At 63.6% G+C, this 14,054-nt stretch carries 11 protein-coding genes; 3 read left to right on the forward strand and 8 right to left on the reverse strand.

The window, feature by feature from the left end; all coding sequences use genetic code 11:
* Nucleotides 1-56: 56 nt before the first annotated feature.
* The 4 genes from thiL to hisG form a co-directional block, all read right to left on the reverse strand.
* Entirely contained in the window at nucleotides 57-962 is a 906-nt protein-coding gene (thiL, locus tag GRI97_RS05985; RefSeq protein ID WP_161390164.1) for a thiamine-phosphate kinase, read from the reverse strand.
* Between the two features lie 92 nt (nucleotides 963-1,054).
* Entirely contained in the window at nucleotides 1,055-1,507 is a 453-nt protein-coding gene (nusB, locus tag GRI97_RS05990) for a transcription antitermination factor NusB (RefSeq protein ID WP_161390165.1), read from the reverse strand.
* The gene (gene hisD, locus GRI97_RS05995) at nucleotides 1,504-2,793 is read right to left on the reverse strand and encodes a histidinol dehydrogenase (protein WP_161390166.1); all 1,290 of its coding nucleotides are present in this window, start codon (nucleotides 2,791-2,793) and stop codon (nucleotides 1,504-1,506) included. The genes nusB and hisD overlap by 4 nt, the downstream gene beginning before the upstream one ends.
* Entirely contained in the window at nucleotides 2,793-3,455 is a 663-nt protein-coding gene (hisG, locus tag GRI97_RS06000; RefSeq protein WP_161390167.1) for an ATP phosphoribosyltransferase, read from the reverse strand. The genes hisD and hisG overlap by 1 nt, the downstream gene beginning before the upstream one ends.
* 41 nt (nucleotides 3,456-3,496) lie before the next feature.
* Here hisG and GRI97_RS06005 point away from each other — a divergent pair, with 41 nt between their 5' ends.
* Nucleotides 3,497-4,603: a DUF2332 domain-containing protein gene (locus GRI97_RS06005; RefSeq protein WP_235917619.1), complete on the forward strand. Its 1,107-nt coding sequence runs from the start codon at nucleotides 3,497-3,499 to the stop codon at nucleotides 4,601-4,603.
* Nucleotides 4,604-4,621: 18 nt separating this feature from the next.
* Here GRI97_RS06005 and GRI97_RS06010 read toward each other — a convergent pair whose 3' ends face one another.
* The gene (locus GRI97_RS06010; RefSeq protein WP_202392591.1) at nucleotides 4,622-6,217 is read right to left on the reverse strand and encodes a nucleoside hydrolase-like domain-containing protein; all 1,596 of its coding nucleotides are present in this window, start codon (nucleotides 6,215-6,217) and stop codon (nucleotides 4,622-4,624) included.
* A 128-nt stretch (nucleotides 6,218-6,345) separates the two neighbouring features.
* Between GRI97_RS06010 and GRI97_RS06015 the strand changes: the two genes are divergently transcribed.
* Nucleotides 6,346-6,975 (forward strand): glutathione S-transferase family protein, encoded by a 630-nt coding sequence (locus GRI97_RS06015; RefSeq protein ID WP_161390168.1) that lies wholly within the window; start codon nucleotides 6,346-6,348, stop codon nucleotides 6,973-6,975.
* Between the two features lie 90 nt (nucleotides 6,976-7,065).
* On the opposite strand, the gene GRI97_RS06020 is transcribed toward GRI97_RS06015, so the two are convergent.
* From GRI97_RS06020 to GRI97_RS06030, 3 genes are all read right to left on the reverse strand, one after another.
* Nucleotides 7,066-7,521, reverse strand: a complete 456-nt coding sequence (locus tag GRI97_RS06020) for a hypothetical protein (protein WP_161390169.1) — start codon at nucleotides 7,519-7,521, stop codon at nucleotides 7,066-7,068.
* 164 nt (nucleotides 7,522-7,685) lie between these two features.
* Entirely contained in the window at nucleotides 7,686-8,072 is a 387-nt protein-coding gene (locus GRI97_RS06025; protein WP_161390170.1) for a hypothetical protein, read from the reverse strand.
* 1,037 nt (nucleotides 8,073-9,109) lie between these two features.
* A complete protein-coding gene (locus GRI97_RS06030) occupies nucleotides 9,110-11,068 on the reverse strand; it encodes a hypothetical protein (protein ID WP_161390171.1) in 1,959 nt (652 codons plus the stop codon).
* Nucleotides 11,069-11,544: 476 nt separating this feature from the next.
* Here GRI97_RS06030 and GRI97_RS06035 point away from each other — a divergent pair, with 476 nt between their 5' ends.
* Nucleotides 11,545-14,043, forward strand: a complete 2,499-nt coding sequence (locus tag GRI97_RS06035) for a PAS domain S-box protein (RefSeq protein WP_161390172.1) — start codon at nucleotides 11,545-11,547, stop codon at nucleotides 14,041-14,043.
* The last annotated feature ends 11 nt before the right edge of the window (nucleotides 14,044-14,054 follow it).

Consider the following 14,054-nt stretch of genomic DNA (forward strand, 5'->3'; position numbering starts at 1 on the left):
ATGCGGCCTGCTGATCGTGATCGGTGGGGCCGGGATTGCCGATGGTGGGCGGGTGGTCAAGTTGAGTGGGGTTCAGGGGGCGCCACGACCGCATGTTGCCACCCCAGGCCAGCGTCGCTCAGCACCGGATTGCCGTCCAGAAACAGCGGTGCGAAGCCGCGCTGTTCGATCGCGCCGATGCAGCTTGCGGGCACGGGCGGTTCGGTGTCGGCGGGCAGGGTGAAGAGCAGTTCGTAATCATCGCCCCAGCGCAGCGCGTCGAACCGGCGGTGTTCGGGCGTGGCGATGGGCACGGCGGGGCCGTCGATGGCCAAGGTGACGCCGCTCGCCTCCGCCAGGCGCCAGGCATCAAGCAGCAGGCCATCGGACACATCCATCATCGCGGTAACCAGCGGGGCGAGCGCGAGCCCTTCGGGCAGGCGGGCGAGTGGGCGGCGGTAGGCGGTGCTGTCTGCGGCTGTCCCATCGCGCAGCGCTTCGAAGCCGAGCATGGCGGCGCCCATTTCGCCGGTGAGCCACAGCCGATCCCCCGGCTGCGCCCCGTTGCGCGCGGGGACGGGGGTGTGGGTGGCGCGGCCGATGGCGGTCAGCCCATAGCTGCGCGGCGGACCGCCGGAGACGGTATCCCCACCCAGCAGCGGCACGCCGTAATGATCGAGCACCTGCAGCAGCCCATCGGCAAAGCGGGCATCGTTATCCCCCAGCATATAGCCGAGCAGCACGCCGACCGGTTCGGCACCCTTGGCCGCGAGGTCCGAGATATTGGTGGCGACAAGTTTCCAGGCGACATCGGCCGGATCGGCGCCGGGCAGCACATGCACGCCATCGACCAGCATGTCATGCGTCAGCACCAGTGTGGTATCGCCCAGCGGCAGCACGGCGGCATCATCCGCCAGCCCGCGCGCGGCCGGATCATGCGCGATCGCGCGCAGCATCCCGATGAATCCGGCTTCGTCCGGCATCGTCCCATCCCCCTGTTGTCCGCCCCGCAGCGCAATGGCTGCAAGGATTGTTCCGCCGGCACCACCCCCTGATGGCGCCGATGGACTTATGCTTATTTACGGACGGCCTTGGCCACGGCGTCAAGCACGCCGTTCACGAATTTGGCTTCCCGTTCGTCGAAGAAGGCATGCGCCACGTCGACATATTCGCTGATCGCGGTGCCGACGGGCACGTCAGGCCGGGCGATCAGCTCATAGGCGCCGGCGCGCAGGATCTGCAGCATGGTCTTGTCCAGCCGGGCCAGCGTCCAGCCTTCGGCGAGCTTGCTCTGCAGCACGGCGTCGATTTCATCCGCGCGCGCATCATAGCCGGCGACGATGTCGTCGAAGAAATCGACCTCTGCCGCGGCATAGCGCGCCTCGTCGATCTCGCGGCCCAGGCGGTGCATGTGGAATTCATCCAGCAGGCGCGCGAGCGGGGTGGATTCCATGTGCCGCTGATAGAGCGCCTGCACGGCGGCGAGGCGGGCGGCCGAGCGGGCCTGCGAACGGTTGGTATTGGTCATGACAGGCGCAGTTCCACGGATTTGGCATGGGCGGGCAGGCCTTCGGCCTGCGCCAGGGCAATGGCGGCAGGGCCGATTGTTGCCAGCGATTGCGGGTCCATCTGGATGAAGCTGGTGCGCTTCATGAAATCGAGCACAGACAGGCCGCTGGAAAAACGGGCACGGCGGCCGGTGGGCAGCACGTGGTTGGGCCCGGCGACGTAATCGCCGATGGCCTCAGGCGTGTGGCGGCCCAGGAACACGCTGCCGGCATGGCGCAGCTGGTTGAACAGCGGCTCCGGATCATCGACCGCGAGTTCGACATGTTCGGCGGCCAGACGATTGGCGAGCGCGGGCGCTTCGGCCAGATCCTTCACCACGATGATCACGCCATGCTTGTCCCAGCTGGCGCGGGCGGATTTTTCTGTGCTGAGCATCGAGCATTGCACATCGACCCGGTCTTCGACCTGTTCGCCGAAGCGGGCATCATCGGTGATCAGGATCGATTGCGCGGCGGGATCATGTTCGGCCTGGCTCAGCAGATCGGCGGCGATCCAGTCGGGATCGTTCTGGCCATCGGCGATGACCAGGATTTCGCTGGGGCCGGCGACCATGTCGATGCCGACCACGCCGAACAGCTGGCGCTTGGCCTCTGCCACATAGTCATTGCCCGGACCGGTGATGACATCGACCGGGGCAATCTGCTTCGTGCCATAGGCGAGCGCGGCGATGGCCTGCGCGCCGCCGATGCGCCAGATCTCGTCCACCCCGGCGACATGCGCGGCAGCGAGCACCAGCGGATTGCTTTCACCCTTGGGCGTGGGGGTGGTCACGACCAGCCGGCGGACCCCGGCGACCTTGGCCGGAATCGCGTTCATCAGCAGCGATGATGGGTATGACGCGCGACCGCCCGGGACGTAGAGCCCGGCGGCATCGACCGCGCCCCAGCGCGCGCCGAGGCGCACGCCGGCTGCGTCGGTAAAGTCGCGATCCTTGGGCAGCTGATCTTCGTGATAGGCGCGGATGCGCGCGGCGGCGAGTTCCAGCGCATCGCGCAGGGCCGGTTCCAGCGCGTCATAGGCATCGCGGCATTGCGTGGCCGTGATGCGCCAGTCGCCATCGTCGGCGAGCGTGTATTTGTCGAACCGGGCAGTGTATTCGGCCACCGCCTCATCCCCCCGGGCGCGCACGCGGGCGAGGATATCAGCCACGGTGCTGGCGACGTCGGACACGCTTTCGCGGCGATCATTGACCAGCCGGGCGAACTTCGCCTCAAAATCGGGCTTGTCGGTCGAAAGGCGCAGCATCAGGCGGTGTCCTTCCCGCTTTGCGCGCGGAACCGTTCGACCAGCGCGCCCACGCGGGGATCGGTCTTGAGCGCGGCACGGTTGACGATCAGCCGGGCGGAGATCGGCATGATCTGGTCGGTTTCGACCAGGCCATTATCCTTCAGCGTGCGCCCGGTGGAGACCAGATCGACGATCCGCAGGCTGAGCCCGAGCGAGGGGGCCAGTTCCATCGCGCCGTTCAGCTTCACGCATTCGGCCTGAATGCCCTGTTTTTCGAACCAGCGCTTGGTGATGTTGGGATATTTGGTGGCCACGCGCATGTGGCTGCTGCTGCCGCCCTGGATCGGCTGCACCGGTTCGGCCACCGACAGGCGGCAATGCCCGATATCCAGATCCACCGGGGCGTAGAGTTCGGAATAGTCGAATTCCTCGATCACATCCGAACCCACGATACCGGCCTGCGCCGCGCCGAAGGCCACGAAGGTGGCCACATCGAAAGCGCGCACGCGGATGATGCGGGTGGCGCCGTCTTCACTGTCGAAGCTGAGCGCGCGGTTGCCCTTGTCGTGGAAGCCGGCTTCGGGCACCACCCCGGCGCGCGCCATCACGGGCAGCGCTTCATCGAGAATGCGACCCTTGGGCACGGCAAAGGTCAGGGGGGCTGTAAGCAGGGCAGTCATGCCGCGGGCATTACGCAGCGCAGACAAAAAGGGCAACGGCGATGGTTGAGGGAAATGGGCAGGCAACAACCGGCATCGGCACCGGATCGGGCGCGGTGATGGAAATCGCCGATCTGGCCGAAGCGATTGCCTGGCAGGCCGCCCATTCCGAACGCGCCGGGGCGCCGCGCACGGGCCGGGTGATCCGCGCCGAATTGGCGGTGCTGGATACCGATACGAAGCTGGCCGAACGGCTGCGGAACTGGCCAGGGCTGAGCCTGGAAGACGCGCTGCCGCTGCGGCTTGCGGGTGGGCTGCACTGGCTGCATCTGTCGGGCACGGATGATGCGCTGGCGCCGGTCTATGCCGGGACCATTACTGATCAGGCGCAGGTTGATGCGATCGTGGCCGGGCTGGCGCGGCGGCATGACGATCTGCTGCTCGGCTGGCTCGATGGTCCGCCGCAGACCAATGAGGCCGGGCGATCGGCCGGGGTGATGGCGGCGCTGCTGTGGCTATCGGGCAGGCTGGGCCCGCAGTTCGATATGCTGGAGATCGGCGCGAGCGCGGGGATCAACACCATGATGGATCGCTATCGCTACGATCTGGGCGGGCTCACCGCCGGCCCGGCGGATTCGCCGATGCGGATAGCGCCGGAATGGCGCGGCCCGCCGCCGCCGGCGGCGCAGGTGGCGATAACGGGCCTGCGCGGTTGCGATGTGGCGCCGATCGACATCACCGATCCGGTGCAGGCCCTGCGGCTCAAGGCCTATATCTGGGCCGACGCGACCGACCGGATGCAGCGAATGGAGGCGGCCATCGCCCTGGCCGCCAAACGCCGGCCCGATGTGGTGGCGATGGATGCCGGCGCCTTCGTGGCGGAACAGCTGGCCCGGCCGCAGGCGGACGGCGTCACCCGCGTACTGTTCCACACCGTGATGTGGCAATATCTGCCGCAGGCGACCCGCGCGGGCATCATGGCGGCGATGGAACGGGCCGGGGCGCAGGCCACGCCCGAACGCCCGCTAGCCTGGATCAGCGTGGAAACCAACCGCCAGACATTCCGCCACGAAATCGGCGTGCGGTACTGGCCGGGCGGGGCGGAGCAGCGCCAGCTGGGCGAAGCGCATCCGCATGGCGCCTGGGTGGAATGGGCCGGGGTGGAGTAAGAGGTGGCGTAATCCCGATCAGGGCGCGACCGTAATCACCACCCGCGCATAATGCGTCAGCGGCGGCGTGCCGTCGTCGCGCGCTTCGGCCACCAGATGGATCGTATCGCCGGGCTGCGCATCGCGCGGAATGCTCAGCGTCACCCTGTTGTCGCGGGGCGTCAGCGGCACATCGCCGGCAAAACTGTCCGCCGCATCGTGCCGCCACCAGCGCAACTGCGTGGCATCGCCATCGGGATCGCTGACCGTAGCCGCCAGCACCAGTGTTTCGCCCGGGCGAGCGCTGCGCAGCGGGGTGCCGGTCAGTTCCACGCGCGGATTGTGGTTGGCGCCAGCATAATCGGGCGTGGTCGCCCAGCGGAAGCGCCCGGCCAGATCGTTCTGCGCGGCGGCCAGGAAGGGATGGGTCGGCGCCCGGCTGCGCGCGCCGCGCGCCTGCGGATCGGCGGCGACGGCATCGGGCGATCCTTCCCCGCTGCTGGCGAAGCCGGGCACGTAGCGGGCGCTTTCCACGCCGCCCCAGCCGCCGAAACTGTCCGTGCGGTAACCGGCCAGCCCATTGTCGATCAGGTTCAGGAAGGTCGGCGTATCCCCTTCGCCCAGGAATTCCCCCGTGCCGCGCGGCGGGGTCCAGACGATATAGCCTTCCGCGCGCAGCTGCTCGGCCGTTTTGCCAGCCTCCCCGAAATAGTCGAAGATATCGCCCGCCACCATGTGCCGGCCATCGCCCCACACGCGATAGAATGCGCCCAGCGGCCCGCGTGAAGAGACATTGTCGCGCGTCCAGTCGGCGGTGAAGAAGGCGGCATCCGCTTCGCTGACCACCCCTTGCGCATTGTAGGACAACGGCACGCCGCCGGTGACCTGGCGATAGCGGATTTCGGGCCAGTTGGGGCGGATGTAGCGGCCATAGGTATCATCCTGATCGGCGGAAGGGTGGATGATGGCCTTGCGGATCACCTTGGCCCGGATGGCGGCCCATTGTGGCGTGCCGGCAAACTCTTCCTCGATCGATTTCAGCGCCCGGGCAATGGTGCTGTGCCCGCCCCAGGCATGCAGATAGATCGGCGCTTCCTCTTCATCCAGCAGCAGCGCGCGGATCAGATCGGATCCGGGCGTGTCGCGCTCCATTTCGCCGTCGAACTGCACATTGCCCCAGCGGATGACCGATTTCAGCGCCACCGGGCTGGGATAATCGGCATCATGCGCGATCAGATTGGGCCAGGCCTGGGCATAGGCGGCCACGGCATCATCGATGAAGCGTTCCCCCTGATCCCAGCGCCAGCTGGTGCAGGGGCACAGATCCAGCCCGAACCGCGTATATTCGCGCCCCGGCACAGACAGCGTGGTGCCGCGCCCGTCGCCGGTCCAGTGGAACTGGCTGCTGGCATAGATCAACCCCTCCGTCCGCACATCATTGCTGTAGAGCAGATAGCGCACCAGCGAATTGGAATCGTCGAGTTCCGGATCGGCGGTGATGACCACGCGCGGCTTCTGCCCGGCCGGTGTTTCGAGATAGAGCGGCGGCGCATCCTCCGCCGCCTGCACGGCCAGCGGCAGCGCCATGGCGGTGGCGGCAAGCAGGCGGGCGATGTGCTGCAGGCGGTGTGTCATGTGCTGGCCTCCCTCGATCCCCAGGCATTGTTGTCACGATCCATGAACGACTGCCCTCCAAATGGCGAGCAATCCCGGTTGCGCTCTGCCAGGCAGGCTGCAAGCATGCGGCGGGAGGATTTCGGGCGATGGAAAATGGCATAACGATCTGGGGACGTGGCAATTCGACCAATGTTCGCAAGGTCCTCTGGTGCGCCGAAGAAGTCGGCATCCGCTATGCGCATATCCCTGCGGGCGGTGCGTTCGGGATTGTCGAGGATGCCGATTATCTGGCGATGAACCCCAATGGGTTGGTCCCCTGCCTGCAGGATGGCGAGCTGGTGTTGTGGGAATCCAATGCGATCGTGCGTTATCTGGCCCGGCGCTATGGGGCCGAACCCTTCGCGCCGGCCGATGCTGCCAGGTGGGCGAGCGCCGACAAGTGGATGGACTGGGCCTCGCTCGCCTTCGCCGCACCCTTCCGCGACCTGTTCTGGAATATGGTCCGCTGCGCCCCGGATCAGCGCAATGACGCCGAGATGCGGCGCGGGCAGGACCAATGCGAGGGTTTGATGGGGATCGCGGATCAGGCGCTGTCCGACGCGCTCTATCTGTCAGGCGACGATCTGGGCATTGGCGATGTGCCGCTGGGGGCTATCGCCTATGCATGGTTCTCCCTGCCGATCGAGCGGCCTGACCTGCCGCATCTGGCGGCATGGTATGACCGGCTGTGCGCTCGTCCGGCCTTTCGCAAGGCGGTGATGACCCCGGTGACTTAGCGTCAACGGAGGAGGCGGGCCCTTTCCAGCGGCATCAACAACGGGTTGTGCCGTGAAAGACCCGCGCGACAGCTTTGCGCGCTTGCCTGATCAATCGCCCCCCTTGGTGCAATAGGCCACCCCATTGCGGATTGTGTCGGGAATGGAAATCAGCTCAATCCGGATCGCGTTTTCAGTGCCGTCCGCCAGGGTCGCTTCCTGACGATAAATGCGCGTGATCGCCTCATATTCGGTGGCGCCGCAACCCTCCACGATCAGCCGGTTGTTGCTTTCCCAATGCGGCACCAACTGAGCATTCGTCACTTCCACGACGATCCCCGGATCTTCACGCAATGTGCCTTTGGATGTTTCCGAGAGGCGGAGGCGGCTGTGATCGCTGCAGCACGCGGCGGCGTCCTTGTATTCGACGGCAGCCTTCAGCGTGTGATCCGGCGAGGGAACGACGGCCTGCTGTTCCCACTTGTTCGCCCCGCAACCGGACAGCAAAAACAGGGTGAGGCAGGTGAGGCGATGTTGCATTCGTCTGATTTCGGCGATCCCGCGCATGTCCGCAATCAGGCTTTTGGCTTGTCACAAGCCCCCGCTCAGCTTGCCATTGTTTCGTCACGATCGCGGCGATCAGCGGGGCCGCTGTAGGGGCATGGATCGTCAGCTGCGGAGGACCTCAATCGCCCTTTGTTCCCAAGTATGTTTGAGACAGCGCTGCGCGGTCACGGGCGGACAGAGAGGTCAGGCAGGTCGAGTTTCCTTTGGGCTATTTCGAAATCGGTTTTGGGTATCGGCCCGACAATGCTCTCGGGCTTGCCATCCCAGCCTGTCACACGATGCTGTACACGGGGGAGGTAATAATAGCCTTCGGGATTTTGAACGGTAACGTAAGTGTCGTTCGCACCAGCGGCGTAAATCGGGGGCAGTGGTAAGCCATCCACGGCACAACTGGTGCCCTTTTCCAGGCAAGTAACCAGTTGCCACACACCATCCTCCCGATAGTTGAGATAGAATGGGTGAGAAACCTCTCTTTCCTGGCAAGCGCTGATAAAAGGCGTAATGGCCATGGCAATCAAGGAGATGAATGGTTTTCTCATTTTGATCCGCATGGCATATATCCATCAATGGTTTAGCGTTGTCTGAGGTTGTTTGGATCAGCATGCCCGGCGACGGCAGATCGATATTTGATGAAAACTGCATTGAGATGAGGGCGCCACATTTTCCCATGTCGCCAGCTTTTGGCAAGTCTTGGTCACATTGCCTTGCAATCAGTAATTCGATCGATCCCATATAAACTGAGCATCGAAGCATTGGATCGTTCCGTCAAAAAGCACGTTGTCTCTGACCGTGCCAATATCGTTTTTTAATCGATATATGGACCTGTATAATGCCAAATGTGTGCATCGCTTGCTTCCAGGAATATGTGTGCACTCGGCCGGGTCTGCAGTCAGTATGTCCGACGATTAATCGTACAAGCCGTGCCTGCATGATACGGTTATTTCTAGTGTAAGAACCAGGAATGCGATGACAAAAATAATGCCGTAGGCAAATTTTCTTTTCGGGTTTTCCGTCATTCGCTATCCATGTAACCGCGGACAAGGTTGATTATCTCGTTTCTCAATGGATTGGCAGGCCTCGATCGGAGATAAGGGTACATCAGACTTTGCAAAAATGCGCTGTGAGGCAGGCTCAGCCAGTCGTTATCGAAAAAAACTCAGAACGTATCCATCTACAAAAACTCTTCGCGGGGGGGATTTGGACAAATCGATCTGATATTGCTCGGTACCCTCTTGGGCAGTGACCACAATCTTGAACCCGCTTAACGAGATTGGATTGGCCGGCGGTGGGGATAAGGCGTAGTTGCCGAGATATCTACGTCCGGAAAATATTAGAATTCTTTGCCCGCCATGCATGACATTCCCATGAAGCGGAAGGTAACGGTACCGGAAATCGTAGACGGAATATCGATTGTCTGGAGTCTTGCCGACCAGTCGAAAAGATGCGTCTGTAGATGAGCAGACCAAAGGGCCGCTGAAGTCACCTGCGATCAACTCATTTCGCAAACCCCCCAGACATTCCTCTGAAGGAGCCGGAGAAGCCGAGATCAATGGCCAGGACGCAAATGCCAGAAATACAGCACGAATGTTCATTGTCTGCTTCCTGCATATCGCTCCTGACGAATAGAAGTCAGGGCCGCTCGAATCTTTTCAAGGTACCTCGGATTGCCTCCACCGTTATAGCGGTCTGCCGCTTCGAGCCAGCCACGAAATTCCACTGGCCTGCCCAGATCATCATGGCGGTATGCTTTGTAGACCAGCCATCTTATGCCAGCCCGAATGCTCAGTTGTTGACCTGGGGGGACACCTCTTGTTAGTCCAAGTGCTTCTTTTTCATCGACCCAATCCGTGCTGTCATTAGAGAAATTATTGTTAACTTGCATTGGATCTTTCTGGTAAGCTTTCTTGTTATATCCGGCCTCGACGGCAACCATTGCAAGAATTAGATCGAAGGGAACCGCTCTCTCGTCTGTTATTTCGAGCCCATTTTCCCGGTTGTAATTTTGTACTTCGCGGAAAATGAGATTATCAAGGGATGACCAGCGTGGCGGTGCGGAGGCAGTATTTCTGGGCGGACGGTTTTCTGACGGTGTTGATGGCCTCGCATTTGGCGGTGCAGCTGTTCTGTTCGCGACCGCCGGCGGAGTAGGTTGTGACCGACGAACAGGCGTTCGACGTCCGGATGTCCTCCCGCGGGAGCCCAAATTGGCAGACATCTCATCTGAAATGCCGAAAGACGCCGCTTCTGGTTGGTAATGCCCATTTGTTGGCATATGATCTTTAAATGAGAGAGTGAACGGCCTTCCCGGGGCCAAGTTTTGGAATTCTCTTTCCCAGCCGGTCTGATTGGTCTGATCTGCCAATTTGTGCTGCTGTTCGAAAAATTCTTCCTTTGCGTAAATCTCTTCATCATCGCTTAGCCGTGCCAGGTTTGTGGTGCGAAGCATTTCCAGATTGGCCTGTTCTATTGGCGATAATTGCCAGAGAATGCTCGCCGGCACCTCGCCATCCTGAACATAGAGATCGCGGTCGAAATCGGCCTGTTCGGCCCAGCGGTCGAAGGCCTTGCGTCCGGCTTCATGCTTTTCGCTCAGCGCAGCCTGTTCCAAGCTGTGGCGCTTGCGGGCCTGGGCCAGGGCGTTCTGCCGCTGGGCTTCGCTCAGATCGGTGCGGGCCTTGATGTGGCGGATCGTGCCGGTCAGATCGAAAGGGGCGTCGGTATCGCCGGGCTCGATGGTGCTGGCCGCAATCGCCTCATCCACCACGCGGGCGGTGTCGGCCAGTTCGCGCGGGCCGCGCAGCGCCGCTTCGGTCAGGGTGATGTCGCGTGGGGCCATCTCGTCGCGGTTTGCCTCGAAATAGGCGCCGGCCAGATCGAGATCGCCGCCATCGTCCAGCACCGCACGCACCATGCGCGTGTGCATATCCGACAGGGTTCGGGCATTCTCCTCGCCAAAGCGGGCCTCGTCCCATTCCTCGGCTTCGGCCAGCCGGGCATTGGCCTCGATCACCTGGCGCCGGGCCCGCGCCATGGCGGCCGGATCGGCCTGGGCGGCGAGGGCGCCCTCAATTGCCAGATCGCGTTCGCCCCGGGCGGCTTCCCCGCCCATCTGCCGCAGGCCCCGCCGCGAATGACTGGCCACCAGATCCAGCGCCTGCGCCAGCGGGCCGGCGCTGAGTTCTTCGAGCATGGTTCGCATGCGCGGGCTGCTGGCCTGATCGAGCGCGGCGCTTTCCAGCGCCAGAATGCGGGCCTTGGCCTCCGCCCCCGCATCGGCGGCGGCCTTGCCGCTCAGCCCGGCGAAGTCGCGCGCCAGGCTGCCGATGTCGCGCTGCAGTCCCAGCGCCAGATCGCGGGCATAGGCATCGTCGCGGCGCAGTTCCTCCTCCTCACGGGTGCCATGGTCCTGCAGCGCCTGGGCCAGCCGGGGCAGGCCGGCGGCGATCCCGCCAGCGATACCGAAACTGTTGTCCGTCGTGCGCAGGCGGGCGGGGGTGGTTTCGACCGGGCTGGCCTGATGCGGTTGATATTGCGGAACGCGCGGCATGGAGGGGCATCCTCTTCCAGAGAAGGGCGGCCCGATGCGCGTGCCGCCATGCGGCTGTGGTGGAGGGTTTTGCGGCGGGTTGAATCGCGGGGGTTTGCCGTCAGGGTTCTATCCGGATTGTTCTGTCAGGCGTTTAGCTGGGTTGTACCAGGCCAGGCCCACCCCCGGCCCCTCCCGCAAGCGGGAGGAGAGCTGTGTTGCGCGTGGTTTGGTCGTAGCGCGTGGCCTTCGACGTGCTTTTTCAGGAGGTTAAGGTAGGGGGCGAAGGCCTTTCCCGATTAAACCAGCACCTCTCACCCGTTCGCCCTGAGCCCGTCGAAGGGCAGCCACAACGCCTGCATCACCCACTACCCGGCAACATCCGATCAGCCGCACCACCACCCCCCCATCACACACCAGTTTCGCAACCCAGCGTCATCGGCTAGGGAGATCGTTCGACGGTGCTTTTTGCGCCGCGCTTTCAGGATGATGCAAAGATGTTCGACGGGCGCCCGCATGATGGTCAGGGCGAAGCAGCCAGGCCGGGTTTTCTGGCGGGTGGCGGCCATTGTGCAGATCTGATCGCGGCGAAGGACTGGTCGCAGACGCCGCTTGGCCCGCTAGCGCAATGGCCTGCCTGCCTGCGCTGTGCCACCGCCCTGCTGCTGCGTTCCCAGGTGCCGATCGTCATGCTCTGGGGTGAAGCGGGCGTCATGCTCTACAATGATGCCTATTCCGGCTTTTCGGGCGGGCGGCATCCCGATCTGCTCGGGTCGAATGTCCGCGAAGGCTGGCCTGAAGTGGCCGATTTCAATGATCATGTGATGCAGGTGGGGCTGGCTGGCGGCACGCTGCATTACCGCGATCAGGAATTGACGCTCCACCGTCACGGCCAGCCCGAACAGGTATGGATGGATCTCGATTATTCGCCCGTGCTCGATGATCAGGGGCAGCCGGCCGGGGTCATCTGTTTCCTGGCGGACACCACCGATCGGGTTCAGGCGGAACGCCGGGCCACGTTTCTGTTCGATCTGGCCGAAGACCTGCGCCCGCTCAGCACGCCTGCCGAAATCATGGCGCTTACCGCCGTGCGCCTGGGGGAAAAGCTGGATGCCAGCCGGGTGTTCTATGCCGAAATCGCCAATGGCCGGATGACGGTCGAACGCGATCACGTCCAGGGTGTCGACTCGATCGTGGGCGAACATTCGCTCGAAGCGTTCGGGCCCGATTTGCTCAATGCCTATCGCGTCGGCACGCCGGTGGTGGTGTACGATGTGCAGGGCGACGAACGGCTCAGTGCAGAGGCGCGGGCAGGGCTCGGTTCGCGGGATGTCGGCGCCTTCGTCGATGTCGTGCTGTTCGAAGACACCCAATGGGTCGGGCTGCTGGCCGTGCAGAACGCCACCCCGCGCATCTGGACCCCGGCGGAAGAGGCGCTGGTGCAGGATGTCGGCGAACGCGTCCGCATCGCGATCGAACGCGCCCGGGAAGAGCGGGACCGGCTGTGGAACCTGTCGCAGGATATGCTCGCGCGGGCCGATTTCACCGGCATGATGTCCGCCGTCAGCCCGGCCTGGACCCAGGTGCTCGGCTGGACGGAGGGGGAACTGCTCACCCGTGGGTATGCCACCTTCATGCATCCCGAAGATATGGCGCCCACGCTGGCGGCGATTGCGGGCATGTCGGACAGCGGAGAACCAGCGCGGTTCGAAAACCGCATCGCCACGCGGGACGGGCAGTGGAAGCATATTGAATGGACGGTCGCGCCGGAGCCGGACGGGAAGAATTTCGTCGCCGTCGGACGCGATCTGAGCGAAGCCAGGGCGCGGGCTGCGGAACTGGAAGTGGCGCAGGAAGCGCTGCGGCAGAGCCAGAAGATGGAAGCGATCGGTCAGCTGACCGGTGGTGTCGCGCATGATTTCAACAATCTGCTGATGGCGATCACCAGCAGCCTGGCCCTGCTCGGCAAGCGCCTGCCAGCCGATCCCGCGATGCATCGCCTGCTCGACAATGCGCAGCAGGGTGCCGACCGCGGCGCGGCACTGACCCAACGTATGCTCGCCTTCGCCCGGCGGCAGGATCTTACCGCCGAACGGGTCGAAATCTCTGCCCTGCTGGCCGGGCTGAAGGAACTGGCCCAGCGCACGATCGGGCCGGCCTGGCCGCTCGATTTCCATTATCCGGCAGATGTCCCTTTCATTCTTGCTGATCCCAACCAGATCGAAATGGCGCTGATCAACCTGCTGGTGAATGCGCGCGATGCATCGCCCGATGGCGGCAGCATCCGGGTGGAGGCGGACAGCCAGATGATCGGCCTTGATGAATGCGCCGATCTGGCGCCGGGGCGCTATGTGCGGATTGCCGTGATCGATCAGGGAACGGGCATGGATGCCGAAACCCTGGCCCGCGCGACCGAACCCTTCTTCACCACCAAGGGCGTGGGCAAGGGCACCGGGCTGGGCCTGTCGATGATCCACGGCCTGGCCCGCCAGCTGGAGGGGAATTTCACGCTGGAAAGCACCGCCGGCACGGGCACCACCGCCACGCTGTGGCTGCCCGCATCCGCAGGCGAAACCGATGCGGCGGTATCGGTCGAACCGACTGCGGCGCTGGCCACTACCCCGGCCGCGCAAATCGATCGCCCGCTCAAGATCCTCGCGGTGGATGATGATCCGCTGATCCTGATGAACATGGCCGCCTTCCTGGAAGACATGGGGCATCAGGTGTGGGAAGCCTCTTCCGGCGCGGAGGCGCTCGGCATCTGCCGCGCCCATCCGGGGCTGGATCTGCTTGTCACCGATCAGGCCATGCCCAATATGACCGGGGTGCAGCTTGCCATGCAGCTGAAGGCCGAACAGCGCGACCTGCCGATCATCCTGGCCACCGGTTATGGGGAGGTGCCGACCGACAGCGGGATCGAGGTGATCAAGCTGAGCAAACCCTATTCACAGCAGGATCTGGAAGGCGCGATCACCCGCGCGCTTTGCGAGGCCTGATCGGCTGACCA

This window comes from Croceibacterium xixiisoli (assembly GCF_009827305.1).
In the GTDB taxonomy this organism is placed as follows: domain Bacteria; phylum Pseudomonadota; class Alphaproteobacteria; order Sphingomonadales; family Sphingomonadaceae; genus Croceibacterium_C; species Croceibacterium_C xixiisoli.

Excerpts from the sequence above, each read along its gene's own strand:
- GRI97_RS06010 (WP_202392591.1), bottom strand. The coding sequence starts at position 6,217 with ATGACACACCGCCTGCAGCACATCGCCCGCCTGCTTGCCGCCACCGCC.
- GRI97_RS06015 (WP_161390168.1), top strand. The coding sequence starts at position 6,346 with ATGGAAAATGGCATAACGATCTGGGGACGTGGCAATTCGACCAATGTT.
- GRI97_RS06005 (WP_235917619.1), top strand. The coding sequence starts at position 3,497 with ATGGTTGAGGGAAATGGGCAGGCAACAACCGGCATCGGCACCGGATCG.
- GRI97_RS06035 (WP_161390172.1), top strand. The coding sequence starts at position 11,545 with ATGTTCGACGGGCGCCCGCATGATGGTCAGGGCGAAGCAGCCAGGCCG.
- GRI97_RS06030 (WP_161390171.1), bottom strand. The coding sequence starts at position 11,068 with ATGCCGCGCGTTCCGCAATATCAACCGCATCAGGCCAGCCCGGTCGAA.
- GRI97_RS06020 (WP_161390169.1), bottom strand. The coding sequence starts at position 7,521 with ATGCGCGGGATCGCCGAAATCAGACGAATGCAACATCGCCTCACCTGC.
- nusB (WP_161390165.1), bottom strand. The coding sequence starts at position 1,507 with ATGACCAATACCAACCGTTCGCAGGCCCGCTCGGCCGCCCGCCTCGCC.
- thiL (WP_161390164.1), bottom strand. The coding sequence starts at position 962 with ATGCCGGACGAAGCCGGATTCATCGGGATGCTGCGCGCGATCGCGCAT.
- hisD (WP_161390166.1), bottom strand. The coding sequence starts at position 2,793 with ATGCTGCGCCTTTCGACCGACAAGCCCGATTTTGAGGCGAAGTTCGCC.
- GRI97_RS06025 (WP_161390170.1), bottom strand. The coding sequence starts at position 8,072 with ATGCGGATCAAAATGAGAAAACCATTCATCTCCTTGATTGCCATGGCC.
- hisG (WP_161390167.1), bottom strand. The coding sequence starts at position 3,455 with ATGACTGCCCTGCTTACAGCCCCCCTGACCTTTGCCGTGCCCAAGGGT.